At 70.5% G+C, this 24,626-nt stretch carries 24 protein-coding genes and 1 pseudogene; 19 read left to right on the forward strand and 6 right to left on the reverse strand.

Annotated elements, in window-relative coordinates:
- The first annotated feature begins 204 nt into the window (after window positions 1–204).
- From C1N81_RS38720 to C1N81_RS38780, 13 genes are all read left to right on the forward strand, one after another.
- Entirely contained in the window at window positions 205–903 is a 699-nt protein-coding gene (locus C1N81_RS38720) for a HemK2/MTQ2 family protein methyltransferase (RefSeq protein ID WP_394436070.1), read from the forward strand.
- Window positions 887–1,141, forward strand: a complete 255-nt coding sequence (locus tag C1N81_RS38725) for a CDGSH iron-sulfur domain-containing protein (protein ID WP_394436071.1) — start codon at window positions 887–889, stop codon at window positions 1,139–1,141. The genes C1N81_RS38720 and C1N81_RS38725 overlap by 17 nt, the downstream gene beginning before the upstream one ends.
- Entirely contained in the window at window positions 1,138–2,217 is a 1,080-nt protein-coding gene (locus tag C1N81_RS38730; RefSeq protein ID WP_394436072.1) for an iron-containing redox enzyme family protein, read from the forward strand. Before C1N81_RS38725 ends, C1N81_RS38730 begins: the two co-directional genes overlap by 4 nt.
- A 74-nt stretch (window positions 2,218–2,291) precedes the next feature.
- A complete protein-coding gene (locus C1N81_RS38735) occupies window positions 2,292–2,858 on the forward strand; it encodes a type 1 glutamine amidotransferase domain-containing protein (protein WP_394436073.1) in 567 nt (188 codons plus the stop codon).
- Window positions 2,859–2,891: 33 nt separating this feature from the next.
- Entirely contained in the window at window positions 2,892–3,557 is a 666-nt protein-coding gene (locus tag C1N81_RS38740; RefSeq protein WP_394436074.1) for an HAD family hydrolase, read from the forward strand.
- Window positions 3,558–3,721: 164 nt separating this feature from the next.
- The gene (locus C1N81_RS38745) at window positions 3,722–4,435 is read left to right on the forward strand and encodes a GAF and ANTAR domain-containing protein (protein ID WP_394436075.1); all 714 of its coding nucleotides are present in this window, start codon (window positions 3,722–3,724) and stop codon (window positions 4,433–4,435) included.
- 121 nt (window positions 4,436–4,556) lie between these two features.
- Window positions 4,557–5,972, forward strand: coding sequence for an NAD-dependent succinate-semialdehyde dehydrogenase (locus C1N81_RS38750; RefSeq protein ID WP_394436076.1), 1,416 nt, complete (start codon window positions 4,557–4,559; stop codon window positions 5,970–5,972).
- Window positions 5,973–6,038: 66 nt separating this feature from the next.
- Window positions 6,039–6,866 (forward strand): aldo/keto reductase, encoded by an 828-nt coding sequence (locus C1N81_RS38755; RefSeq protein WP_394436077.1) that lies wholly within the window; start codon window positions 6,039–6,041, stop codon window positions 6,864–6,866.
- A 330-nt stretch (window positions 6,867–7,196) separates the two neighbouring features.
- Window positions 7,197–7,775 carry a transglycosylase SLT domain-containing protein gene (locus tag C1N81_RS38760; RefSeq protein ID WP_394436078.1) on the forward strand — a complete coding sequence of 193 codons (579 nt, stop codon included), beginning with the start codon at window positions 7,197–7,199 and terminating at the stop codon, window positions 7,773–7,775.
- A gap of 50 nt (window positions 7,776–7,825) precedes the next feature.
- Complete coding sequence (locus C1N81_RS38765) at window positions 7,826–8,890, forward strand: LCP family protein (RefSeq protein WP_394436079.1); 1,065 nt, start codon at window positions 7,826–7,828, stop codon at window positions 8,888–8,890.
- A gap of 64 nt (window positions 8,891–8,954) precedes the next feature.
- Complete coding sequence (locus tag C1N81_RS38770) at window positions 8,955–10,052, forward strand: glutamate--cysteine ligase 2 (RefSeq protein WP_394436080.1); 1,098 nt, start codon at window positions 8,955–8,957, stop codon at window positions 10,050–10,052.
- A gap of 298 nt (window positions 10,053–10,350) precedes the next feature.
- Window positions 10,351–11,937, forward strand: coding sequence for an MFS transporter (locus C1N81_RS38775; protein ID WP_394436081.1), 1,587 nt, complete (start codon window positions 10,351–10,353; stop codon window positions 11,935–11,937).
- Between the two features lie 198 nt (window positions 11,938–12,135).
- On the forward strand, window positions 12,136–13,812 hold the full coding sequence (locus tag C1N81_RS38780) for a discoidin domain-containing protein (RefSeq protein WP_394436082.1): 1,677 nt from the start codon (window positions 12,136–12,138) through the stop codon (window positions 13,810–13,812).
- Between the two features lie 24 nt (window positions 13,813–13,836).
- On the opposite strand, the gene C1N81_RS38785 is transcribed toward C1N81_RS38780, so the two are convergent.
- Genes C1N81_RS38785 through C1N81_RS38795 form a run of 3 tightly spaced genes read right to left on the reverse strand, consistent with a single transcriptional unit; the run spans window position 13,837 to window position 15,049 of the window.
- A complete protein-coding gene (locus tag C1N81_RS38785; RefSeq protein WP_394436083.1) occupies window positions 13,837–14,235 on the reverse strand; it encodes an ATP-binding protein in 399 nt (132 codons plus the stop codon).
- Between the two features lie 18 nt (window positions 14,236–14,253).
- Window positions 14,254–14,682 (reverse strand): response regulator, encoded by a 429-nt coding sequence (locus C1N81_RS38790; protein WP_394436084.1) that lies wholly within the window; start codon window positions 14,680–14,682, stop codon window positions 14,254–14,256.
- A gap of 1 nt (window position 14,683) precedes the next feature.
- Window positions 14,684–15,049 carry a hypothetical protein gene (locus tag C1N81_RS38795; protein ID WP_394436085.1) on the reverse strand — a complete coding sequence of 122 codons (366 nt, stop codon included), beginning with the start codon at window positions 15,047–15,049 and terminating at the stop codon, window positions 14,684–14,686.
- 119 nt (window positions 15,050–15,168) lie between these two features.
- Here C1N81_RS38795 and C1N81_RS38800 point away from each other — a divergent pair, with 119 nt between their 5' ends.
- From C1N81_RS38800 to C1N81_RS38815, 4 genes are all read left to right on the forward strand, one after another.
- Complete coding sequence (locus C1N81_RS38800; protein ID WP_394436087.1) at window positions 15,169–16,809, forward strand: sensor histidine kinase; 1,641 nt, start codon at window positions 15,169–15,171, stop codon at window positions 16,807–16,809.
- Window positions 16,806–18,023 (forward strand): PP2C family protein-serine/threonine phosphatase, encoded by a 1,218-nt coding sequence (locus C1N81_RS38805; protein WP_394436088.1) that lies wholly within the window; start codon window positions 16,806–16,808, stop codon window positions 18,021–18,023. The genes C1N81_RS38800 and C1N81_RS38805 overlap by 4 nt, the downstream gene beginning before the upstream one ends.
- A gap of 201 nt (window positions 18,024–18,224) precedes the next feature.
- Window positions 18,225–19,295, forward strand: a complete 1,071-nt coding sequence (locus tag C1N81_RS38810) for a glycoside hydrolase family 19 protein (RefSeq protein WP_394436089.1) — start codon at window positions 18,225–18,227, stop codon at window positions 19,293–19,295.
- Between the two features lie 208 nt (window positions 19,296–19,503).
- Window positions 19,504–20,295, forward strand: coding sequence for an SDR family NAD(P)-dependent oxidoreductase (locus tag C1N81_RS38815; RefSeq protein WP_394436090.1), 792 nt, complete (start codon window positions 19,504–19,506; stop codon window positions 20,293–20,295).
- 143 nt (window positions 20,296–20,438) lie between these two features.
- On the opposite strand, the gene thpR is transcribed toward C1N81_RS38815, so the two are convergent.
- Window positions 20,439–21,083: an RNA 2',3'-cyclic phosphodiesterase gene (thpR, locus tag C1N81_RS38820; protein WP_394436091.1), complete on the reverse strand. Its 645-nt coding sequence runs from the start codon at window positions 21,081–21,083 to the stop codon at window positions 20,439–20,441.
- A 10-nt stretch (window positions 21,084–21,093) separates the two neighbouring features.
- A complete protein-coding gene (locus tag C1N81_RS38825) occupies window positions 21,094–21,708 on the reverse strand; it encodes a hypothetical protein (RefSeq protein ID WP_394436092.1) in 615 nt (204 codons plus the stop codon).
- A gap of 546 nt (window positions 21,709–22,254) precedes the next feature.
- Between C1N81_RS38825 and C1N81_RS38830 the strand changes: the two genes are divergently transcribed.
- Complete coding sequence (locus C1N81_RS38830; RefSeq protein WP_394438532.1) at window positions 22,255–22,668, forward strand: RHS repeat-associated core domain-containing protein; 414 nt, start codon at window positions 22,255–22,257, stop codon at window positions 22,666–22,668.
- Window positions 22,669–22,847: 179 nt separating this feature from the next.
- Here C1N81_RS38830 and C1N81_RS38835 read toward each other — a convergent pair.
- Window positions 22,848–22,932 (reverse strand): annotated as a pseudogene (locus C1N81_RS38835) (IS5/IS1182 family transposase); the annotation flags it as partial.
- A 484-nt stretch (window positions 22,933–23,416) separates the two neighbouring features.
- On the opposite strand from C1N81_RS38835, the gene C1N81_RS38840 reads away from it, so the two are divergent.
- Entirely contained in the window at window positions 23,417–24,190 is a 774-nt protein-coding gene (locus tag C1N81_RS38840) for a transposase (protein ID WP_394436093.1), read from the forward strand.
- Window positions 24,191–24,626: the final 436 nt, after the last annotated feature.

Consider the following 24,626-nt stretch of genomic DNA (forward strand, 5'->3'; position numbering starts at 1 on the left):
GTGCCTGCCCCCGGCTTTTGGGTGTACCCGTGACGTAAAGGGGCACTCCGTCCCGGTAACGAACGCCTGCCCCTTCAGCCTCTCCAGCCCCTCCTGCCGATCACGGTGCGTAGTCCTCCGACTGGTCGTCGGCGGCGGCCCGGCGGAGGCTGGAAGGGCAGGCGTTCTGGTCCGAGAACCGGAACAGAGCAGGGTGAGGTGCTGATGACCACACATGCCCGGCCCAGGCAGCCCCGTGCACCACTGGGGACGCCACGCCTGCTGGCCCCGCGCGGCGTGTACGCCCCGCAGTACGACACGGACCTGCTCCTGCGAGCCCTGCACGAGGAGCGGGTCGACGTGCGCACGGACGTCCTCGACCTGGGCACCGGCACCGGGGCCCTCGCCGTGGCCGCCGCCCGGCTCGGCGCCCGGGTGACGGCGGTCGACCGGTCCTGGCGGGCGGTGTGGACCGCGCGCCTCAACGCCCGTCTCAACCGGGCGCCGGTCTCGGTCCGCCACGGCGACCTGGCGTCGGCGTTTCCGCCCGCCTCCTTCGACCTCATCCTCAGCAACCCGCCCTACGTGCCCTCGCCCTCGGCGCTCCTGCCGTCCCGCGGGCCGGCCCGCGCCTGGGACGGCGGGCTCGACGGCCGCTCCGTCGTCGACCGCGTCTGCGACGCCGCGCCGCGCGCACTGCGCCCCGGCGGCGCCCTCCTGATGGTCCACTCCCAGCTGTGCGACGCCGACGCCAGCCTCCTGCGCCTCGCGGGGCACGGCATGAGCGCGGCGGTCATCGACACCACCCACGTGCCGTTCGGCCCCGTCACCCTCGAACGCCGCGCCTGGCTCTGCGCCCAGGGCCTGCTCGACGACGCGGCGACCCACGAAGAGCTGGTGGTGATCCGTGCCGAACTCCTCTGACCGCCCGCGCCGCGTCACCGTCGACCGCGGGGAAGGACCCCTCCTCATCGAGGGCCCCGTCGAGGTGGTCGAGGCCGACGGCACCACCCATGTCTCCCGGCGGTTCCAGGCCGCGATCTGCACCTGCCGCCGCAGCAAGACCTACCCCTGGTGCGACACCAGCCACCGCAAGCGCCGCCGCCCGGACGAGGACGGCACGGCGGACCGTGACACCACGACGGAGAGGAGCGAGCAGTGAGCGCACTCGGCACGCTGCCGGAGTCCCGCCGCGCGCAGCCCGGACTCCCCGCCCCCATAGGCGCGTTGTCCGGCGCGGTCGTCACCGCGCTGCGCGGGGGCGAGCCGACGGCCGACTCCCTCGCCGCCGCACAGCGGAGCGCCGAGGGCGCGGACCCGTACGGCCTCGACCTCCAGCTGGCGCTGTACGTGCTCTACGAACTGCACTACCAGGGTTTCGACGGCGTCGACGCGGACCTGGAGTGGGAGCCGCACCTGCTCGGCCTGCGCCGCGCCCTGGAGCGCCGCTTCCTCGGCGCGCTGCGCATCGACGCGGCGCCCGAGGCCGACGCCGGCCGGACGCTCGCCGCGCTCCAGATCGAGCCCGCCGGATTCGACGACACCGGCGTCAGCCATCACCTCCGGCGCGACGGCGAGCTGTGGCAGTTCCGCGAGTACGCGGCCCTGCGCTCGCTCTACCACCTGAAGGAGGCCGATCCGCACGCCTGGGTCATACCCCGGCTGCACGGCCGGGCGAAGGCGGCCATGGTGGCGATCGAGTACGACGAGTTCGGCGCGGGCCGCGCGGACGAGATCCACGCCGGTCTCTTCGCCGCCCTGATGGCCGACCTCGGCCTGGACACGGCGTACGGGCGCTACCTCGACGCCGCCCCGGCGCAGGCGCTCGCCACGGTCAACCTCATGTCCCTCCTCGGCCTGCACCGCAGCCTGCGCGGCGCCCTGGTCGGCCACTTCGCCACCGTCGAGATCACCTCCTCGCCCGGCTCGCGCCGCCTGGCGGAAGGGCTGCGGCGCGTCGGCGCGGGCCCGGCCGCCCAGCGGTTCTACGACGAGCACGTCGAGGCGGACGCCGTGCACGAGCAGATCGTGCGGCGCGACGTGGTCGGCGGGCTGCTGAGCGCCGAGCCCGGCCTCGACGCCGACGTGGCGTTCGGCGTCACCGCCACCGGCTTCCTTGAGGACCGGCTCGGCGCGCACCTGCTGAGCCAGTGGCGCCAGGGCGAGAGCGCGCTGCGCATCCCGCTGCCGTCGCCCACGGACCCGATGGCGCAAAAAGGTGTAAATCGGAGGGAATGACCAGAGCCACAGTGAGCACTCCGTAAAGGAGACCCCAGCGGTACAGACCCGCACCGAGAGAAAGGCGCACCATCATGGCTGACACCCAGCTGAACGGCCGTCGTGTCCTCGCAGTCGTCACCAACTACGGCGTCGAGCAGGACGAGCTCGTGGTCCCGGTGAAGAAGCTGAAGGAGCAGGGCGCGGACGTCACGATCGCCGCCCAGTCCTCGGACGCCGTGCAGACGCTCGTCGGGGACAAGGACCCGGGCCAGCACGTCGACCCGGACACCACCATCGAGGCGGTCGACGCGGACGGGTACGACCTGCTCCTGATCCCCGGCGGCACGCTCAACGCCGACTCGCTGCGGCTCGACGAGAAGGCGGTCGCCATCGTCAAGGCGTTCGTCGCCTCCGGGCGCCCGATCGCCGCGATCTGCCACGGCCCCTGGCTCGTGGTGGAGGCGGACGTACTCGACGGCAAGACGCTCACGTCCTACCCGTCGCTCAAGACGGACATCAAGAACGCGGGCGCCAAGGCCTGGGTGGACGAGTCCGTCGTGCGGTGCACCGCGTCCGGCTTCACGCTGGTCACGTCGCGCACGCCGAAGGACCTCGACGACTTCGTGGGCGCGATCGACGAGACCCTCACGGCCGCCTGACCACCCGCACCGCACGCCCGGGGAAGGAGCCCCATGAGCGCACGCGCCGCCGTCCTCGACGTGGACGGCACCCTCGTCGACACCACCCCGCTGCACACCGTGTGCTGGTGGGAGGCGTTGCGGCAGGCCGGGCACCAGGTGCCGATGGTCTCGGTCCTCGGCGCCATCGGCCTCGGCTCGTCCGACCTCCTCGACCACCTGCTCGGCACGGACCGGGACCACGACGAGGACGCCGCGCTCAGCGCCGCGCACAAGACGCTCTACGCCACCTGGTTCGAGCGCCTCACCCCCGTCGAGGGCGCCGCCGACCTGCTGCGACGGCTGCACGCCGACGGCTGGTCGGTCGTCCTCGCCACCTCCGCAGAGGGTCCGGAGCTGAAGGCGCTGCGCGCGGCGATCGACGCCGACGACGCCATCGACGCGACCGCCAGCTCCGACGACGTGAAGGAGGGCAAGCCCGCCCCCGAGCCGGTGCTGCACGCCCTCGGCCTGGTCGGCGCGAAGCCGCAGGACAGCGTCTTCGTCGGCGACTCCGTCTGGGACATGCGGGCGGCACGGCGCGCGGGCGTCGTCCCCCTCGGCGTCCTCAGCGGCGGGGTGAGCCGGGAGGCGCTGGAGAAGGCCGGCGCGGAGGCCGTCTACGCCGACACCGCCGAACTCCTGCGCACGCTGGACGACAGCGCCTTCGGCCGGGGCTGACCAAGGCCGAAGAAACGCGGGACACGCCCACCGAGGTCCCGGGCCCGGCTCCACGCCGGACCCGGGACCTTCGTGTGCACGCCGATGTCATGCCCTGTTTGCCCGGAGTTCAGTGGGACACCCGACGACTTCGAGAGCAGCACGAACGAGGCAGGAGGGACGCCATGGTGGACCGCTTCGCTGTGGAGCAGTCGGTACGGGAAGCCGCCGAGGGTGACCCGGCCCGCCTGCCCCGACGCCTGTGCGAGGCCATAAGAAAAAGCGTCTCGATGGAGGCCGGCACGCTCTCGCTGTTCACCGACACCCCGCACCGCCAGCTGCTCTGCGCGACCAGCGACGCGGCCCTGCGCCTGGAGAAGCTCCAGTTCGGCGTCGGCGAGGGGCCGTGCGTCACGGCGGCGCGGACGGGCGAGAAGGTCGTGGTCGGCGATCTGCACACGGAGGTGACGGGCTGGCCCGTGTTCGGCTCCTGCGCCCAGGAGCAGCTCCGCGACGTCGGCGCGATCTACGCGTTCCCGCTGCGGCTCGACGCCCGCCGCACCCTCGGCGCGGTCGACGTGCTGTGCCGCGACCCGCTCGACCCGGACCCGGACGTCGTGCAGGCCGGGGTGATAGCCGCCCGTGCGGCGAGCCGGGCGCTCGTCCACTCCTACCAGGAGACCGTGGACGAGGGCGGCCTGCCGATGTGGGAGCCCGCGGACATCATGGACTCCTACTGGGGCCCCACCCACGCCGCCGTCGGCGTCCTCGTCGTCCAGCTGGACATCACGGCCGAGGAGGCGCTGACCCGGATGCGCGCCCGCGCCTTCGGCACCAACCGCTCCCTGCCGGAGCTGGCGGAGGACATTCTCGGGAACCCGGACTCTATGGCGACGTAAGGCCCAATCAGGCCGTTTGTCCTGTTTTCATGGCGGAGTGCCGGGTACCCCGGTCTCTGTGACAGGAGACGGAACGGCAGGTTCCGTCGCACACCCTCAGCAGTCGTTCTGGAGATGTCTCATGTCGGACCAGCGGAAGAGCTCGTTCGCGACCGTCAACCCCTACACCGGCGAGACGCTGGCCGAGTTCCCGGCCATCGAGGGGGCCGAGGTCGATGCCGCGCTGGAGACGGCGGGGCACGCCTTCGACGCCTGGCGCGAGCGGCCGATCGAGGACCGCGCCGCCGTCGTCGGACGCGCGGCCGAGCTGATGAGGGAGCGCAAGGAAGAGCTGGCGCGGACCATCACCACGGAGATGGGCAAGCTCATCTCCGAGGCGCGCGGCGAGGTCGACCTCGCCGCGTCCATCCTGGAGTACTACGCGCAGCACGGGCCCGGCTTCGCGGCCCCCGAACCCCTGGACGTGCGGGACGGCGAGGCGTACCTCGTCAGCGAGCCGCTCGGCGTGCTCCTCGGCGTCATGCCGTGGAACTTCCCGCTCTACCAGGTCGTCCGCTTCGCCGGCCCCAACCTGGTGCTCGGCAACACCGTCCTCGTCAAGCACGCCGGCATCTGCGCGCAGTCCGCGCTCGCCCTGGAGTCGCTGTTCCGCGACGCTGGGGCCCCCGAGGGCGTCTACACGAACCTGTTCGTGAGCCACGAGGAGATCGAGCGCATCATCGACAGCCCCGTCGTGCGCGGCGCCTCCCTGACCGGCAGCGAGCGGGCCGGCGCCCAGGTCGCCGAGCGCGCCGGACGGAACATGAAGCCCAGCCTCCTGGAGCTGGGCGGCAGCGACGTCTTCATCGTCCTCGACCGCGAGAACCTGCAGCGCACGATCGGCGCCGCCGTCGCGGGCCGGATGGCGAACACCGGCCAGAGCTGCGTCGCCTCCAAGCGCTTCATCGTCCTCGACGAGGTCTACGACGACTTCGTCGAAGGGATGCGCCGCGCGTTCGAGGAGCTGCGCCCCGGCGACCCGCTGGACGAGTCGACCACCCTCGGCCCGCTCTCCTCGGAGAAGGCCGCCGCCGACCTGGCGGACCAGATCCGCGAGACGGTGGAGCAGGGCGCGGAGCTGGTCACGGGCGGTCACCGGATCGACCGTCCGGGTGCCTTCGTCGAGCCGACCGTGCTCACCGGCGTCAAGCCGGGGATGCGCGCCTACAGCGAGGAGCTGTTCGGCCCGGCCGCGGTCGTCTACCGCGTCGCTGACGAGGACGAGGCCGTGGCGCTCGCCAACGACAGCCAGTACGGCCTCGGCGGCTCCGTGTTCTGCGCGGACGTGGAGCGCGGGCGCCGGGTCGCCGAGCGCGTCGAGACCGGCATGATCTGGGTCAACCACCCGACCTCGACCCAGCCCGACCTGCCGTTCGGCGGCATCAAGCGCTCGGGTTACGGCCGTGAGCTGTCCAAGCTCGGCATGCAGGAGTTCGTCAACCGCAAGCTGGTGCGCGTCCTTCCGCCGGACGCGAAGCTGAGCGGCATCGCGGGCTGAGACGGCACGGGGCCGAGCCCGCACCCACCCCACCCCACCCCACTTGTACGAGTCAGGAGAACCACTGTGACCGCAGTTCCCACCGTCATGCTCAACAACGGCGTCCAGATCCCCCAGCTCGGCTTCGGCACCTTCCAGATCCCGCCGGAGGACACCCGGGAGACGACACTGGCGGCGATCGAGGCCGGCTACCGGCACATCGACACGGCGGAGATGTACGGCAACGAGAAGGGCGTCGGCGAGGCCGTCCGCGACTCCGGCGTCGACCGCTCCGAGATCTTCGTGACCAGCAAGCTGAACAACGGCGCCCACGCCCACGACGACGCCCTCAAGGCGTTCGACCGGACCATGGAGGAGCTGGGCCTCGACCACCTGGACCTCTTCCTCATCCACTGGCCGCTGCCCGGCAAGGGCGACTTCGTCGAGACGTGGAAGGCGATGGAGGAGATCTACCGCTCCGGCCGCGCCAAGGCCATCGGCGTCTCGAACTTCCAGCCCCACCACCTGCGCCGCCTGCTGCAGGAGAGCGACGTGGTGCCGGCGGTGAACCAGATCGAGGTCCACCCCTACCTCACCAATGACGACGCGAGGGCGTTCGGCGCCGAGCACGACATCGCCACCGAGGCGTGGTCGCCGATCGCGCAGGGCAAGGTCCTGGACGACCCCGCCATCAACCGCATCGCCCAGGCGGTCGGCAAGACACCCGCCCAGGTGACGCTGCGCTGGCACCTCCAGCGCGGCGACATCGTGTTCCCGAAGTCCTCGACCCACAAGAGGATCGCGGAGAACTTCGACCTCTTCGACTTCGAGCTGAGCGAGGGCGACATGGGCGAGATCTCCGCCCTGAACCGCGACGAGCGCACGGGCCCCGACCCCGACACGTTCAACGGCTGACACCCGCCGTACATCGAGAGGCCCGGTCCCCGCGGACCGGGCCTTTTCGCGTCTCCGGAACCCGTCCCGGGGCCGGTTTTCCGTGACGCCACCCATAGGAGCCAGATCACATACGAAAGAGGGCCGTAGTGCCATAAATGCCCGATTCGTGATTTCCCGGCGCCCGCGAGCGCCCAGGAGTGCCCGAACCGGACTTTTCTCCGTAATGGGGTAGTACGTCACATTCTTGCATCGATCTCCAAGCGTCCCTAAACCTGGTGAACGTTCCGGTCGCCGAGACCGCGCCGGGCCCCTCACCACGTCCCCCTCGCTTTGGAGAGTCACCCCCGCATGTCGATCGCCCTGACGCAGACCAGCACCGACCGCACCGACAACGCCATGCGCCTGCGCAAGATCTCGTTCTCCGGCATAGCCGCCGCCGGCGCCGTCGCCGCCGCCCTCACGCTGGTCCCCTCGACCGCGAACGCCTCCGCCCCCGCCGTCGCGGCGAGCGCCAAGACGGTGAAGGCCCCCGCCGAGGCCGCCGCCAAGCCGGCCGCGAAGCCCGCCACCAAGGCCGCCGCCAAGCCCGCGGCCGCCAAGACCTACGCGAACAACCTCGACGGCTGGATCCGCCAGTCCCTGGACATCATGAAGTCCAAGGGCATCCCCGGCTCCTACGAGGGCCTGCACCGCAACATCATGCGCGAGTCCTCCGGCAACCCGAACGCCGTGAACGACTGGGACATCAACGCCCGCAACGGCATCCCCTCCAAGGGCCTGCTCCAGGTCATCCAGCCCACCTTCGACCGCTTCCACGTCGAGGGCACCAAGGACAGCCTGACCGACCCGGTCGCCAACATCACCGCGGCCGCCAACTACGCCGCCCACCGCTACGGCTCCATCGACAATGTGAACTCGGCTTACTGAGCAGCAAACCGACGAAACCGGGTACACGGCCCGACGACGAAGGGGACCGCATGCCGCAGCACGACAGCACGAGGACGAGGCGCAAGAAGGTCCTGCGCTGGACCGCATGGGGCGCCCTGGGCCTGGTCCTGGCCGGAGCGGGCGGCACCGCTTACGCCTGGCAGCACCTCGACGGCAACATCAAGGGCACGGACGTGAACGCCGCCCTCGGCGACGACCGGCCCGGCGCGCGGCACGACGGCGCGATGAACATCCTCCTGCTCGGGTCCGACTCCCGGGCGGGAACCCACGGCGAGTACGGCCGCGGCGTCGCCGGGGCCCGCGCCGACACGGCGATGGTGCTCCACGTCGACAAGACCCACAAGAAGGCGTCGGTCGTCAGCATCCCGCGCGACACGATGGTCGAGCGCCCCGCCTGCGCGACCAAGGGCGGCTCCACCGCGCCCGCCGCGCACGAGGCCATGTTCAACTCCTCCTACGAGGTCGGCGGCCCCGCCTGCACCGTCAAGACCGTCGAGCAGATGTCCGGCATCCGCATGGACCACTACCTCGAGGTCGACTTCAAGGGCTTCCAGAAACTCATCGACGAACTAGGCGGCGTGGACATCACCACCCGCAAGGCCATCGACGACCCGAACAGCGGCCTCGACCTGAGCGCGGGCCGGCACACCCTCAAGGGCGAGCAGGCCCTCCAGCTCGTCCGCACCCGGCACGGCGTCGCCGACGGCAGTGACCTGGGCCGCATCCAGCTCCAGCAGGCCTTCGTCAAGGCGCTGATCCACCGCGCGAACACCGTCGACCCGCTGAGCCACCCCGCCAAGGCGTACGACCTCGCCGACACCGCCACCAAGACCATCAGCGCCGACTCCGGCCTGGCCTCCACCGACAAGCTCCTCGGTCTGGGCAAGGATCTGAAGGGCATAAGCCCCGAGAACACGGACATGGTGACTCTGCCGGTCACCTTCGACGCGCAGGACCCCGGCCGGGTGCTGCCGCTCGACAAGGCGTCGCGGACGGTCTGGAGCGCGCTGCGCCACGACCGCCCGATACCGGAGTCGGCGACGCGTGGCTCGGTCGGCGACAGGTCCGACTCGCCGGTGTCGGCGGACTCCTGAGTTCCGGTCCGTTTGCTACAACGGATCCTCCTGTTCGCACACTTCAATCTTGGGGACGGTACGGATGCGCAGTGTCGGGGTCGAAGAGGAGCTGCTGCTCGTCGACGGCGAGAGCGGTGAGGCGCGGGCGCTGTCGCACGCGGTCCTGGCGCGGGTCGCGCGCGAGGGGCAGGGCGACGGTGCGGCGTTCGAGGCCGAACTCCACCGCCAGCAGCTGGAGTTCGCCACGAGCCCGCACGAGAAGATGGGCGACCTCGCCCAGGAGATCGTCCGCTGGCGCGACCAGGCCGCACGGCACGCAAAGACCCTCGGCGCGACCGTCGCCGCCCTCGCCACCTCGCCGCTGCCGGTCAACCCGACCGTCGGCTCGGGGGAGCGCTACCGGTGGCTGGAGGACCAGTTCGGCCTCACCACCCAGGAGCAGCTCACCTGCGGCTGCCACGTCCATGTCCACGTGGAGTCCGACGAGGAGGGCGTGGCGGTGCTCAACCGCATCAGGCCCTGGCTCTCCGTCCTGGTCGCCCTGAGCGCCAACTCCCCGTTCTGGCAGGGGCAGGACTCCCGCTACAGCAGCTACCGCAGCCGGGTGTGGGGCCGTTGGCCGTCCGCGGGGCCCGTGGAGCTGTTCGAGGACGCCGCCGCGTACCACGCCCAGATCGACGCCATGGTCGCCACCGGCGCCCTGCTCGACGACGGCATGATCTACTTCGACGCCCGGCTCTCCGCCAACCACCCGACCGTCGAGGTCCGGGTGGCCGACGTCTGCCTCGAACCCTCGATGACGGTGCTGCACGCCATGCTCGTCCGCGGCCTCGTCGAGACGGCGGCCCGTGAGTGGCGGGCCGGCAAGGCCCCGGCCGCGCACCCGGTGACCCTGCTCCGCCTCGCCAACTGGCGCGCGAGCCGCTCCGGCCTCGACGACCAGCTCGTCAGCCCTCTCGACATGCGCCCCGTCCCGGCGCTCACCGCGGTGGAAGCCCTGTTCGAGCACGTCAGGCCCGCCCTCGAGGACGCCGGTGACTACGACGAGGCGCGCTCACGCCTCGACCGGATCGTGCGCGACGGCAACGGCACCCGCGTCCAGCGCGAGGTCTTCGCCCGCACGGGCAGCCTGCGCGACGTGGTCGAGGAATGCGTACGGCGCACGAGCCGCCCGGCGTGAGCCGAAGGGCCTCCCGGGCCCTTCGGGCAGTACTCCGCCTCACCCGCGTCCGGTTGCCCGCTTTGCGGACCGGAGTGACGATGTGCAGGAGCCGACGGCACGGTCGCAGTCCTGACCTGCATGAAAGGACGATCAGTGGGCAAGCGGGTCGCCTGAGGGCGATTGCCTTCCTGCTCGGACGATGATGCGTCTCCCCTCCAGGAGGCGCTTCGTCGTTCGAGGAGAGTCGACGGCGCGGACCGGGTGAACCGGACGCGCCCCCCGTCCGGCGGGCTGGCCGGAGGAAGGACTACCGTCCGTGAGCGCAGAGACGACGCAGGCGGCGAGCGAGAGCGAGTCGGAGTGGGACCCGGAGGCGGTACGCCGCCACCGCGGCCTCTTCCGGGTCATCGAGCGGCGGCGCAACCCCAAGCTGCGGCAGAGCGACATCACCGTGACCGAGGAGCCGACGGTGAAGCGCGCGGTGAAGGCCGCGATGCTCGGCAATGCCATGGAGTGGTTCGACTTCGGCATCTACTCCTACATGGCCGTCACCCTCGGCAAGGTGTTCTTCCCGTCCGGCAACCCGACGGCGCAGACCCTCGCCTCCTTCGGCGCCTTCGCCGCGGCCTTCCTGCTGCGGCCCATCGGCGGGTTCGTGTTCGGCCCGCTGGGCGACCGCATCGGCCGCAAGAAGGTGCTGTCCCTCACCATGATCATGATGGCGCTCGGCACGTTCGGCATCGGCCTGGTGCCCTCGTACGCCGCCATCGGCATCTGGGCCCCGGCCCTGCTGCTGCTCTTCCGCGTGATCCAGGGCTTCTCGACCGGCGGTGAGTACGGCGGCGCGGCCACCTTCATCGCCGAGTACGCGCCCGACAAGAAGCGCGGCTTCTTCGGCAGCTACCTGGAGTTCGGCACGCTCGCCGGATACGTGGGCGCGGCCGGCCTGGTCACCATCCTGACGACGTTCCTGGACGACTCGGCGATGACCTCCTGGGGCTGGCGCATCCCGTTCCTCGTCGCCGGTCCGCTCGGCCTGATCGGCCTCTACATGCGGCTCAAGCTGGAGGACACCCCGGCCTACCAGGAGCTGGAGCGCGAGCAGGAGCAGGGCGGCGAACGTCCGAAGTTCCGCTTCGGCCCGTTCTTCCGCGACCACTGGCGCGCGCTGATGCTGTGCATGATCCTCGTCGCCGCCTACGACATCGCCGACTACGGCCTGCTGTCGTACATGCCGACCTACCTGACCGACGAGCTGAACTACGGCTCCACCGCGGGTCTCGTCGCCCTGGTCATCGTCATGGTCGTGCTGATGTGCCTGGTGCACCCGCTCGGCACCCTCTCCGACAAGGTCGGCCGCAAGCCGATCCTGCTCGCGGGCATGGCCGGCTTCGTCGTCCTGACCGTCCCGGCGTTCCTGCTGCTGCGCAGCGGTGGGCACGTCGCGATCTACGCCGGTCTGCTGCTGCTCGGCCTCTGCCTGCTGACGTTCCTCGCGACGATGTCGGCGGTCCTGCCCGCGTTGTTTCCGACGGAGGTGCGCTACTCGGCGCTCGCGATCTCCTTCAACGTGGCCGGTTCCCTGTTCGGCGGTACCACGCCGCTGGTCATGGAGGGCCTGACGAGCGCCATCGGCAACAACCTGATGCCGGCGTTCTACATCATGCTGGCGGCCGTGGTCGGCGCGGTGGCCGTCCTGTTCATCAAGGAGACCGCCCGTCAGCCCCTGGAGGGCTCCCCGCCCTCGGTGGGCACCAAGGAGGAGGCGGCCGCCCTGGTCGCCGCCCAGTACACGCGCGGCCCGCTCTCGCAGCTCCCGGCGGACGCGCCCGGCGTCGAGCAGTCCGGGTCCACCGAGGACGACGCCGAGCGGCGGGAGACGCGGGAGGCCACTCCGGCCTGACCGTGACCGATCGGCCCGGCGGGCCGGGCGGGGCAAGCGCCTCGCCCGGCCCGCCGTCGCATGTCGTCCGCTCCCCGCTACCTTGCCTGTGCCGTTTTTGAGTTGCGCCGTGCAGAATTTGCGTGCGTCCATCTTGAAACCCGCAGCCGCGCCCCGCAAAGTTGTCATGCCCCCGCCCCCTTCGAAGGCGAGACCCCCATGACCTTTTCGCGGCGCACCCTCCTCAGATCCGCCCTCGCGACCGGTGCCGCAGCCGCCGCGGGGCTCCCCGTCGCGGGCCGCGCGGCCGCCGCGTCCCCGCCCGGCGACGTCGTAGGGAAGATCACCGTCGGCTACCAGGGCTGGTTCGCCTGCCAGGGCGACGGGGCGCCGATCAACGGCTGGTGGCACTGGAGCAACAACTGGGGCCAGTCGCCCTCACTCGCCAACAACGCCCTCCGCAGCTGGCCCGACATGCGCGACTACACCTCCGGGTACCGCACCGCGTACGCGCCCCTGGGCAACGGTTCGCCCGCCACCCTCTTCTCCTCGTACGACCAGCAGACGGTCGACACCCACTTCCGGTGGATGCGGGAGAACGCCATCGACACGGCCGCGCTCCAGCGCTTCAACCCCAACAGCTCCGAGGGCCCGACCCGCGACGCCATGGCCGCCAAAGTGCGCGCGGCGGCGGAGAGTTCGGGCCGGAAGTTCTACGTCATGTACGACGCCACCGGCTGGGCGAACATGCGCACCGAGATGCCCGCCGACTGGACCGCGAAGATGCGCGCCCACACCGCGTCGTCCGCCTACGCCCGCCAGAACGGCAAGCCGGTCGTCGGCATCTGGGGCTTCGGCTTCAACGAGCCCGACAAGACCTGGTCCGCCGCCGACTGCCTCGAAGTCGTCAACTGGTTCAAGGCGCAAGGCTGTTACGTGATGGGCGGCGTGCCGACCCACTGGCGCACCGGCCGGGAGGACTCGCGCGCCGGATACCTCGACGTCTACCACGCCTTCGACATGCTCTCGCCGTGGATGGTCGGCAGGATCGGCACCGTCGCCGACACGGACCGCTTCTTCACCGACGTCAACACCCCCGACCAGGCCGACTGCGACGCCCACGGCATCGACTACCAGCCCTGCGTCCTGCCCGGCGACGTCCAGTCACGCCAGCGCGTGCACGGCGACTTCATGTGGCGGCAGTTCTACAACATGGTCCGCCTCGGCGCGCAGGGCATCTACATCTCCATGTTCGACGAGTACAACGAGGGCAACCAGATCGCCAAGACCGCCGAGAGCACGGCCTTCGTGCCCGCCGACTCCGGCTTCCTCGGCCTGGACGAGGACGGCACCGCCTGCTCCGCCGACTACTACCTCCGGCTCACCGGCGACGGCGGCCGGATGCTCAAGGGGCAGATCCCGCTCACCACCGTGCGCCCGACGCCCCCGATGCCCGGCGGTACCACGCCGCCGCGCGGGGACCTCGCCCTGCGCAGGCCCGCGACCGCCTCCGGGTACACCCAGGTCTACGCGCCGGGCAACGCGGTGGACGGGGACGCGCGGACGTACTGGGAGAGCCCGAACAACGCGTTCCCCCAGTGGTTCCAGGTCGATCTCGGCACCGCGACGACGATCCGCCGCCTCGTCCTGTCCCTGCCGCCCGACCCGGCCTGGGCCAGGCGCACCCAGACCGTGGAGGTGCTCGGCAGCACGAACGGCAGCGACTTCACCACGCTGCTCGCCCCCGCGGGCCGCACCTTCGACCCGGCGACCGGCAACACCGTGACGCTGACGGTGACCGCCGCCACCGTCCGCCACGTACGCCTGCGGTTCACCGCGAACACGGGATGGCCCGCGGGCCAGCTGTCCGCGCTCCAGATCCATGCCGACGCGTGACGGCGGGCCGGCCGGGGCAGGGCCTCAGCCGTAGGAGGCCGGGTCGAGGACGGCGCGGACCGTCTTGCCGCGGCCGTGCGGCTCGACGGTGACGGAGTGCGCCAGGTTGTTCACCATCATCCAGCCGAACCCGCCGGGGACGGCCGGGTCGTGCGGCCGCAGCAGCGGCGCGTCGGGGCTGCCGTCCTCCACCTCGATGACCAGCGTGCCGTCGTGCGCGCGGGCGCCGAAGCGGACGAGGCCACCGCCGTGCCGCAGCGCGTTCGAGGCCAGCTCGCTGGCGATCAGGAGCGCGTCCTCGTGCAGCCGGCGGGCCTGCGGTGCGGGCAGGTCGGCGCAGAGGGGGAGCACGGCCTCACTGGTGTCGGTCCGCGCCTGCGCGCACGTGAAGCGCTCCGTGTCGGATGCGTCCGGAGCACCCACGGGATTTCCTCCAAGCGGTCAGGAGCGGGGCAGCTGGGTGGTCGTGTCGAGGTAGAACGCGTCGATGCTCTGGACCGCCTGCTCGAAGTCGTCCAGGTTGACCGGCTTCGTGACGTAGGCGTTGGCGTACTGCCGGTACGCGCCCGTCACGTCGTCGGGCGCCGCCGACGTGGTCAGGACCACGACCGGGATCGTGCGCAGCTCGTCGTCGCCCTTGAGTACGGCGAGCAGTTCCCGCCCGTTCATGCGCGGCATGTTGAGGTCGAGGACGATCAGGTCCGGGCGCGTGGACTGCGGGGAGCGCAGGTACTCCAGAGCGGCGAGGCCGTCCTCGACCTGGTGCAGATTACGGGCGCCGCGCGCGGTCAGCGCGTCCTGCACCAGCATGGCGTCGGCGAGGTCGTCCTCGACGAGGAGGACGTCATAGGGACGGGTCGGCGAGGTCATCTCATGGGCTCCGGGGCGGGGTGGAAGGGGCTGCGGTGGGGGACGGGTTGGTGATCAGGCCGGGCCAGCGGTTCCTGGCCCCCTGCCGGGTGATGTTGAGCACCCCGCCGAGCTGGGGGTAGCCGGCGCCTGCCGCGACCGCGTCCTGTGCCGCCTGGTACTCGAGGCGGTCCAGCGCGCCGCGCAGCTGCAGGATCATGTACAGCCGTGTCAGCGCCTGCGACTGCGCCGTGGCGGCGCCGCCGTCGGCGGGGCGGGGATCGAGGGCACGGGTGGTGAGCCGACGGACGAGATCGTCGAGCGCGCCGCTGGTCAGCTCGGCGACCTCCTCCTCCGTCACACGTAGCGAGAAATGCTTGCCAGGCATGCCGCCCACCTTAGGGAAACCGCTGGTAGTCCGACAACATGACTTGTCGGATTGCGGTTACAGTATGCACGCCGCGCGCAAAAAGGCGGCCCTGACTGATTCCCGAGGAGCGCCCCGGAATGGCGACCGACGTCAAGAGCCGACGTTCCGCAACCGCTCGTGCGACCGCGTCCCCCGCGGATTCCCCCACGACCCCCCGCGGCGGATCCCGCGCGTCGTGGACGACCCACCGCTGGCTGCGGGTGAGCGCCTCCCTGGCCCTCGTCGTGCTCGCCGTCCTCGGCGCACTCGGCCTGTGGGCCCTGAACCGGACCTCCGCCCTCACCGACGAACTGGTCGACAAGCGCAGCCCCGCCCTGTCCTGGTCGGTGCGCCTGGAAGCGGCCCTGGTCAACCAGGAGACCGGCGTACGCGGCTACGGCCTCACCGGCGAGCGCTCCTTCCTCGCCCCCTACGAGGAGGGCCTCGCCGACCAGCGCGCCGCCGTCAAGGAGCTGCGCACCCTGGTCGCGGACGACACCCCGGGCCGGGCCGACCTCGACGACGTCCTCGCGAAGGCGGGCTCATGGCAGCGCACCTTCGCGCAGCCGATCGCCGACGCCCCCGCGGGGGAGCCGGTGGAGTCCGCGACGCGGCGCACCAATGAGGGCAAGAGCTCCTTCGACGCGCTGCGCAAGGCCATGGTCGTCCAGCAGGACCACCAGCGCGCCGCCCGCGAGGCGGCCCTGGACGACCTGCGCGGCGCGACCAGGCTGCGCGACTCCATCCTCGTCAGCATCGCCGCCGTCATCCTGCTGCTCACGGCCCTGATCTTCGAGGGCCTCCGGCGGGGCGTCACCAACCCGCTCGCCCAGCTGGGCGCCGACGCCCGCGCCGTCGCCGGCGGCAACTTCCAGCACCCCGTCGTCGCCACCGGGCCCGCGGACCTGCGCCGCCTCGGCGCGGACATGGACGCCATGCGCCGCCGCCTCCTGGACGAACTGGCGTTCACCGAAGAGGCCCGCCACCGCCTCGACGAACAGGCGGCGGAGCTGCGCCGCTCCAACTCCGAACTGGAGCAGTTCGCCTACGTCGCCTCGCACGACCTGCAAGAACCCCTGCGCAAGGTCTCCAGCTTCAGCCAGCTCCTGCAGCGCCGCTACGCCGGACAGCTCGACGAGCGGGCCGACCAGTACATCGCGTTCGCGGTGGACGGCGCCAACCGCATGCAGAAGCTCATCAACGACCTCCTGGAGTTCTCCCGCGTCGGCCGCGTCCACAACGACCACCGCGAGGTCGACCTCGAAGACGTCGTCGGCCAGACGCTCGACGCGCTCAGCGTCGCCATCGAGGAGTCCGGGGCGAGCGTCGTCCACGATCCGCTGCCCGCCGTGAACGGCGACGCCACCCAGCTCGGCATCCTGTGGCAGAACCTGATCGCCAACGCCGTGAAGTTCCGCCACCCCGACCGCGCCCCCGAGATCAGGATCGAGGCGGTCCGCGAAGGCGCCCTGTGGCGCTTCGCGGTCAGCGACAACGGCATCGGGATCGCCCCGGAGTTCGCGGAGAAGGTGTTCGTCATCTTCCAGCGCCTGCACACCAAGGACGCCTATCCAGGAAGCGGAATCGGCCTCGCCATGTGCAAGAAGATCACCGAGTTCCACGGCGGCACCATCGGCATCGACCCGGACCACACGGAGGGCACCCGGTTCGTCTTCACCCTCGCCGCGAGCGACCCCGCCCCGCAGGACGACGCCGTCGAGGGCGCGGCCACGCGATGAACGCCTTCGTACCCGAGCAGCACGTACGGATCATCCTGGTCGAGGACGACGACGGTGACGCCCTCCTCGTGGAAGAGCTGCTCATCGACACCGGACTGCGCTACTCCCTGGTCCGCTGCACCTCCCTCGCCGCCGTCCGCACGGAACCGGCCGTGCACTCCGCCGACTGCGTCCTGCTCGACCTGCACCTGCCCGACGCCAGCGGCATCGGCGCGGTCGCCTCCGTCCAGGAGATCGCGCCCGACGCGGCGATCATCGTCCTGACCGGGCTCGCCGAGTCCAAGGCGGGCGGCGAGGCCGTCGCCGCCGGTGCCCAGGACTACCTCGTCAAGGGACAGGTCGCCCCGGACCTGCTGCACCGCGCCGTGCGCTACGCCGTCCACCGCAAGCAGGCCGAGCGGACCAGCGCCGACATCCGCGCCGGACAGCTGCGCGCCGAGGAGAACGCCCGCCTGGAGCGCGGTCTGCTGCCCCAGCCGATGATCTCCGCGTCCAGCATCCGCGCCACCAGCCGCTATCTGCCCGGCCGCGAGCGGGCCTTACTGGGCGGTGACTTCCTCGACGTCGTCCAGACCCCCGACGGACAGTTGCACGCCATCGTCGGCGACGTCAGCGGGCACGGCCCCGACGCCGCCGCGCTCGGCGTGTGCCTGCGCATAGCCTGGCGCTCCCTCACCCTCGGCGGCCACCGCGCCGAGGAACTGCTGCTGCTCCTGGAGCGGATGCTCGTCGCCGAGCGCACGCAGAACGACCTGTTCGCGACCGTCACCCTGGCCTGCCTGGACCCGGCCCAGGGCCGCGCGACGCTCTACCTGGCGGGACACCACGCCCCCCTGCTGACCACGAACGGCAGGACGCGCGAGGTGCCCGCCCGGCACGGCATCGCCCTGGGCATCGCGCCCGGCTACGCCAACTGGCACGCCAGCGAACTCCTCATGCCCGAGCGCGGCGCCCTGATGATCTACACCGACGGCCTGGTCGAGGGCCACGAGGGGCAGGAGCCGCAGCGTCTCGGCGTCGAGGGGCTCATCCGCCTGATGGACCGCATCCCGGCGGACGACACCGACGCGCACCTCGACGAGCTGATCACCCAGGTCCGCGAGCTCAACGCCAACCGGCACACCGACGACCTCGCGATCCTCCGCCTGGAGTGGAACGGGGTCGGCCCGCGGACGGCGCTGCTCCAGGCACCGCAGCTCGAACACCGCGGCTGACCCGTCCCGGACGCCTGACGCGGCGTACCTCAAGGGCGCCGGGTGCGGGGCCCGGGCGCGTCGCACCGGGCCCCGCACCCGCGCGCTGGTGCGCCCCTCAACTTTTGCACCGAGAATGACTGGTCCAGACCTTGACAGGTCCAGACCAATTCGCTTGAGTCGGTCACGCTCCCACTCACCCCCCTTCGAAGGAGTGGTCCCGTGTCCAGACAACGGCTCGTCGCCCTGCTCGCCGCGCTCGTCACCGCGCTGGGGCTCGCCGTACTCACCCCGCTGACCTCCACCGCGTCGGCCGCCGCCGGCTGCGCCACCGCCTGGAGCTCGTCCTCGGTCTACACCGGCGGCATGACCGCGTCCTACAACAGCCACAACTGGCAGGCGCAGTGGTGGACCCAGGGCGAGACCCCCGGCGCCGCCGCCGTCTGGGCCGACCAGGGCACCTGTAGCGGTGGCTCGAACGGCGGCACCGGAGACAGCTGCAACTACCCGGCGTGGGCCGCGGGCCGCTCCTACGTGACCGGCGACATCGTCAAGTACACGGACGGCAAGTACTACATCGCCGAGCACGACAATCCCGGCTACGACCCGGTGATCAGCACCTGGTACTGGGAGCCCTACACCTGCGGCGGCGGCACCACGCCCCCGGGCAACGGTTCCTTCGTCGTGAGCGAGGCCCAGTTCAACCAGATGTTCCCGGGCCGGAACTCCTTCTACACCTACAGCGGCCTGACCGCGGCGCTCAGCGCCTACCCCGGCTTCGCCAACACCGGCAGCGACACGGTGAAGAAGCAGGAGGCCGCCGCCTTCCTCGCCAACGTCAGCCACGAGACCGGCGGGCTCGTCCACATCGTCGAGCAGAACACCGCCAACTACCCGCACTACTGCGACACCAGCAAGTCCTACGGCTGCCCGGCGGGCCAGGCCGCCTACTACGGGCGCGGCCCCATCCAGCTCAGCTGGAACTTCAACTACAAGGCGGCGGGCGACGCCCTCGGCATCAACCTGCTCAACAACCCGAACCTCGTCCAGACCGACGCGGCGATCGCCTGGAAGACCGGACTCTGGTACTGGAACACCCAGACCGGCCCCGGCACCATGACGCCGCACAACGCCATGGTCAACGGCTCCGGTTTCGGTGAGACCATCCGCAGCATCAACGGCAGCATCGAGTGCAACGGCGGCAACCCCGGCCAGGTGCAGAGCCGGATCAACTCCTACCAGAGCTTCGCCTCGATCCTCGGCGTACCGACGGGCGGGAACCTGAGCTGCTGAGCGAGCGTTCCATGCGCCCCGGGGCCACGACGCCCCGGGGCGTCGTGGCCCCGGGGGTCCTGGAAGCGTACGGACGTGGAAGCGTACGGATCTGGAAGCGTGCGGATCTGGAAGCGTACGGACCTGGAAGCGTACGGGCCTGGAAGCGTGCGTACGGACAAGGAAATGGAGTCGGTCGGCGCCCTCCCCGGATGCTTTACTCGGACCCATGACTGATCGAATACAACCGGCGCGCTCCGCCGGTCAGTTGGCCGGCCGGACCGTGATGGTCACGGGGGCGTCCAGCGGAATCGGGGCGGCCGCCGCGCGGCTGTTCGTCGACGAGGGCGCGTCCGTCGTCCTGATGGCCCGGCGTGAGGACCTCCTCGGCCAACTCGTCGCGGAGATCGAGGAGTCCGGCGGACGGGCCGCGGCGAGCGTCGGCGACGTGGCGCGGCCCGAGGACGTCGAACGAGCCGTCACCACGGCCGTCGAGCGCTTCGGCGGACTCGACGGAGCCTTCAACAACGCGGGGTACGCCGGCGCCGTCTTCGGCCCGCTGCACGAGCAGCCGCAGGACGCCTTCGACCGGATCATGGACGTCAATGTGCGGGGAACCTGGAACTGCCTGCGCCACCAGATCCCCGTCATGCTGACCGCCGGCCGAGGAGCGATCGTCAACACGGCGAGTTCGGCCGGAATCATCGCCACCGGCGCCCCGGCCCCCTACGTGGCGGCCAAGCACGCCGTACTGGGGCTGACGAAGGCGGCCGCCGCCGAGTACGGGGAGCGGGGCATCCGCGTCAACTCCCTGGTCGTCGGAACCACGCGCACGGAGATGATCAGCGCGGCGGTCGAGGCGAACCCGGCCCTCGAAGAGGCGTTCGTCGCGCGGCAGATCCAGAAGCGGATGGCTGAACCGCGGGAGGTCGCGGAGGCGGCGCTGTGGCTGCTGAGCGACCGCTCGTCGTTCGCCACTGGTAGCCATGTGGCGGTGGATGGCGGGATCTTGGCGGTCTGAGACGCGAAGGCGAGCCGTGAGCTGTGACGCGTGAGCCGTGAGCCGTGAGCGGTGAGGTGTGCCCCGTCAGTCGTGACCCGTCAGCCGTCAGCCGTCAGCCGTCAGCCGTCAGCCGTCAGCCGTCAGGCGTCAGGCGTCAGGCGTCAGGCGTCAGCGTTGAGCCCGAGGCGCTTCCGGACCGGCAAGCCTTGCTCCGGTGATGGGTGACCGGTGACGAGGTTCCATGCGTCGATGTCCTGATAACGCCGAGGGCCCGAGTGGCCTCGTACCGTACTGCCGACCAGGTGCAGCCGTTCGGTCCGCCAGGGGCTCCCGGCAAACCCGTCGAGGCAGGCGGCGGCCGCCGTCACGGACGCGGTGTCGGAGCGGCGGGCGCGGGCCAGCGTGAGGTGGGGACGCAACGGGCGTTCGACGAAGGCGACGCCGCACTCCCTGACCCGCGCCCGTACGGCCTCGGCCAGCTCGTGCAGCTGGTCGAGGTCTCCCCGCACGCCCGTCCACATGACGCGCTCGTCGAAGTGGCCGCCACCGTGCAGCGCCAGTTCGACGGAGGGCCGGGCAGCCGCCAGCTCGGCGAGCGGTGAACGAAGCCGCTGCACGCTCTCCACCGGCAGCTCGCCCAGGAAGGCGAGGGTGATGTGCCAGTCCTCGATGCGGTTCCAGCGCAGGTCGGGATGGGCGGCGTAGGCCGGGCTCAGGGCGTGCGCCAGCTCGTTCTTCGCGTCGTCGGGCGGTGCGAGGGCGATGAACGCGTGCTGGGTGGCGGGCCGGGGCGGCGGTTCGGTCACGGATGCCTTCTTACCTCATGCGTCCGTGGGGCCGAGATTCGACGGTGCCCGGACCCCCCAGGTCGCTGCTCAGCATCGGAGTGCTGTGGTCGCCGGACGAACAGTTCCATTGCGGGACGCCGTCCGTCAGCACGGGGTGCAAGCCGAGGCGATGCGCGGGGCACTGCGGCCAGACCGTCCGATAGCGGGCCATGACGTAGTCCTGGACGGCCTCGGCGGTGTCGCGGGCGACGTCCGCGCGGTGGATGCCCTGGATGCTGAGGTTGCCGACCTGGGTCAGCCCGGTGGGTTCGAGTGCGTCGGGCGCAGAGAACGACATCGCTTCCTCGACGGCGAGACCGGTCTCCTGGCGTGCCCGGACGACGAAGTACCGCATGTAATGCCGGGCCAGTTCGATCCTGCGCTGCTGGATCAGGGGAGCGACGCGGTCCGACGGAGCTTCGCCGTTGCTGGTGAACACCTGCCACAGAAAGGCGAGGAAGTCGTTGGACGGGTCGATCTCGCCGAGAGTCAGCCAGAGGTCTTCACACAGCCCACGGGCCCATACGAGGAAGGCGGGATCGGGGCCAGGATCGGGATCGGGATCGCTCGAAACGGGAGGGCCGCCGGCGGCGCGGGCAGACATGGCAGGGCTCCTGGGTGGGCCGGGTGACAATGACGTTTCGTGGGGAGCCCACCGTCCGTGGGGCGCGTTGGCACACGAAGGGTGGGAATCGGGACGGTAGCAGCGGCAAGGGCGACCGCCCGCCCCCGGACAGCGGTCCCCTACGAGGTGCCCGAAGCCCATGAGATGAAGTTGGCTCCGCGATACGTCGAGGCCGCGCGCCAACGCCACCTCGCCGCCCCGGAGAACACCGTTTGACGGCGTAAGTGATCAGTCCGCCCTAGCCGCTCTGCCGAGCGGCCGCGATGAACGCCGGACGCGACGCAGCGTCCGTCGGTCACCGCCGTCCTGCCGGTCCCCTCCCTGATAGACGTACGGTCCTGCCCTGACCCCCCACCGCGGGGTGTTGACGAGGGACACCGGGCCGGTTGCTCTCGGTACTCCTGAAGGGGGCGCCGCCCTCGGACGCCGGACAGGGTTCCAGGGCTGGCGGGGCGGCGCAGGGCGCGGCGAGCGCGGCGGCGGGGGAAGGGCTTCCTCGGCAAGAGCGCCGACGGCTCCACCGGCATCACCCAGGTCGGCACCCGCGAGTACGACCCCTCCACAGGGCAGTTCCTCAGCGTCGACTCGCTGCTCATGCCGGATCAGCACCAGTCGCTCAACGGCTACGGCTATGCCAACAGCACCCCGACCACCGTCGCGGACCCGTCCGGACTCGGCGTGGTCGGGTGCCACACCGGTGAGATCTCGTGCACTGGTGGCCGCCCGGACACCGCAGCTGAGATCAAGGCCAAGGGCAAGAAACCGAACAAGGAAAAACCAGCCCCGGGGGCACCTCTTACGTCTACAAGAACGGCCGCTCTGGTACCCCTCCACCGGGCGCGCCGCGCTACTCGCGCTACATCGAGCAGATCCTCTTCACCAACCACGAGATCGCAGCGGCGCTCCGCGGCTACGAGTGACGGAGGCGTTCGCTCGTGACGAGCGAGCTTGACCAGAGGCCCCTGCCCCCGGCAAGACAAGGTGCTCCTTCGAGGCCGCTCTTTGGCCCGTGGTTGGCCCGGAGGAGCTGTAATGGGAGCTAGATCTGCAACCTGACGTGCCTAAGCGCTGTCCCGTAAATGATCTACGACATGTCGATCGGCCGGCGACGCTTTGTCTCATCCGCCGAGGTTGAGGCTGTGTAGGGGCGATGCCGAGCATGGCATGGTGAACGCCTTCGCCTTTGAGGCGGCAGTCGCGGAGCGCGGAGCGCGGAGGGCTGCCAACTGAGCGTCAGCGGGGGATGCTTTGTCCCGCTTCGGTGAGGGTCAGCGTGAGGCACCCCAGCCACGTGCTGGATTGCGGGTACTCCCAGTTCTCGACGTCCGCCAGGACAGCGGAAGGTCCTGCTTCGCGATGGGGAGACCGGGCTGCTCTCCGGGAGTGCCATCCGGCGCAGTCCAGGGAACGACCCGGCACACTTCGATCCATCCTCTGTCGACGAGGGCAAGGAGGATCGGGACGAGAGCCGAGGCAGACCCTGAGACCAGCGGCTCGTCGAGATCACCCCAAACACCGGGGAGGATGTCGATCTCGGTGGCGTTGATCATGAAGGCACGTTCGGCGGAGGACAGTTGGTCTGGCGCGGGATAGATCACGTGCAGAGTGTCGCAGCTCAGGAGAACGGCATCCGGATGCGCTCGGTGGCTCTCTGTAGAAGTGGTCACATAGACGAGACGATCTCGATGTGACTGGTGTGATCACGGCTTCGGAGCCGTCCTGGACAGCCCCGTTCTCCGGGCTGAGCCCGCGAGCCTTCGGGAAGCTGGTGACGGTACTAGGTCGCGCAGATGCGGACTCAGTCCGCAAGGGCCGGCCGTGGAGCCTCCCATTGGAAGACCGGACCTTGCTAGTCACCGCCTACTGGCGAACGAACCTGACCATGCGACAAATGGCCCCACTGTTCGGAATCTCAAAGTCGGCGGCCAACAGGATCATCGACCACGTGGGGCCGATGTTCGCGCTCCAGTCGCGCAAGCGGTTCGCCAAGGACGCCGTACTCATCGTGGATGGCACCCTGGTCCCCACCCGGGACCACGCCATCGCCGAGCAGTCGAAAAACTATGGATACTTCATCAACCACCAGGTCGTCATCGACGCCGACACCCGCCTGGTCGTCGTGGTCGGTCGGCCGCTCCCCGGGAACCGCAACGACTGCAAGGCATGGGAGGAGTCCGGCGCCAAGGCCGCCGTCGGCAAGACCATCACGATCGCCGACGGGGGCCGCCCGGGCACCGGACTAGTCATCCCGCACCGTCGCAAGCGCGGCGAGAGTGGCCTCCCGGACTGGAAGGAGGAACACAACAAGTCCCACAAGCAGGTCCGGGCCCTCGTTGAGCACGTCTTCGCCCGCATGAGGACCTGGAGGATCCTGCGCGACTGCCGTCTGAGAGGCGATGGCGTCCACCACGCCATGCTCGGCATCGCACGGATGCACAACCTCGCCCGAGGCGACTCATAGATCATTTACGGGACAGCCCTTAGGGGAAGACTTTGCGTGGTTAAGACGTGAAGTTGTCTGGAGCTCAACAAAGGCTCCGGACAACCGACTTCAAGCTCTAGAAGAACCCAAGCTTCTGAGGGCTGTAGGAGACGAGGAGGTTCTTCGTCTGTTGGTGGAACAGCAGCTGCACCCATGTTGAGCAGGCGAAATGGTAGTTGGCGCAGCCTTCGGTCGGGGACTGGTCCGGAAATGGTCCGGATCTTGTGTCCTCGGCTACCGGATGACCGTGGCGACCACCACGTTGGCGCTGCTCGCCATCCGTTTGTGCGGGGGTTGCTATTTGTGGGGGTCTGGGTCTGGTGGTTGGTGTCCGTGGAGTCGGTAGACCATTTCGTCGGGGTGGTGGTCGAGGCGAGCTGCGCGCCAGGCGGTGTCGTAGGACTGTCCGGTGGTG

The organism is Streptomyces sp. SGAir0957 (assembly GCF_043523415.1).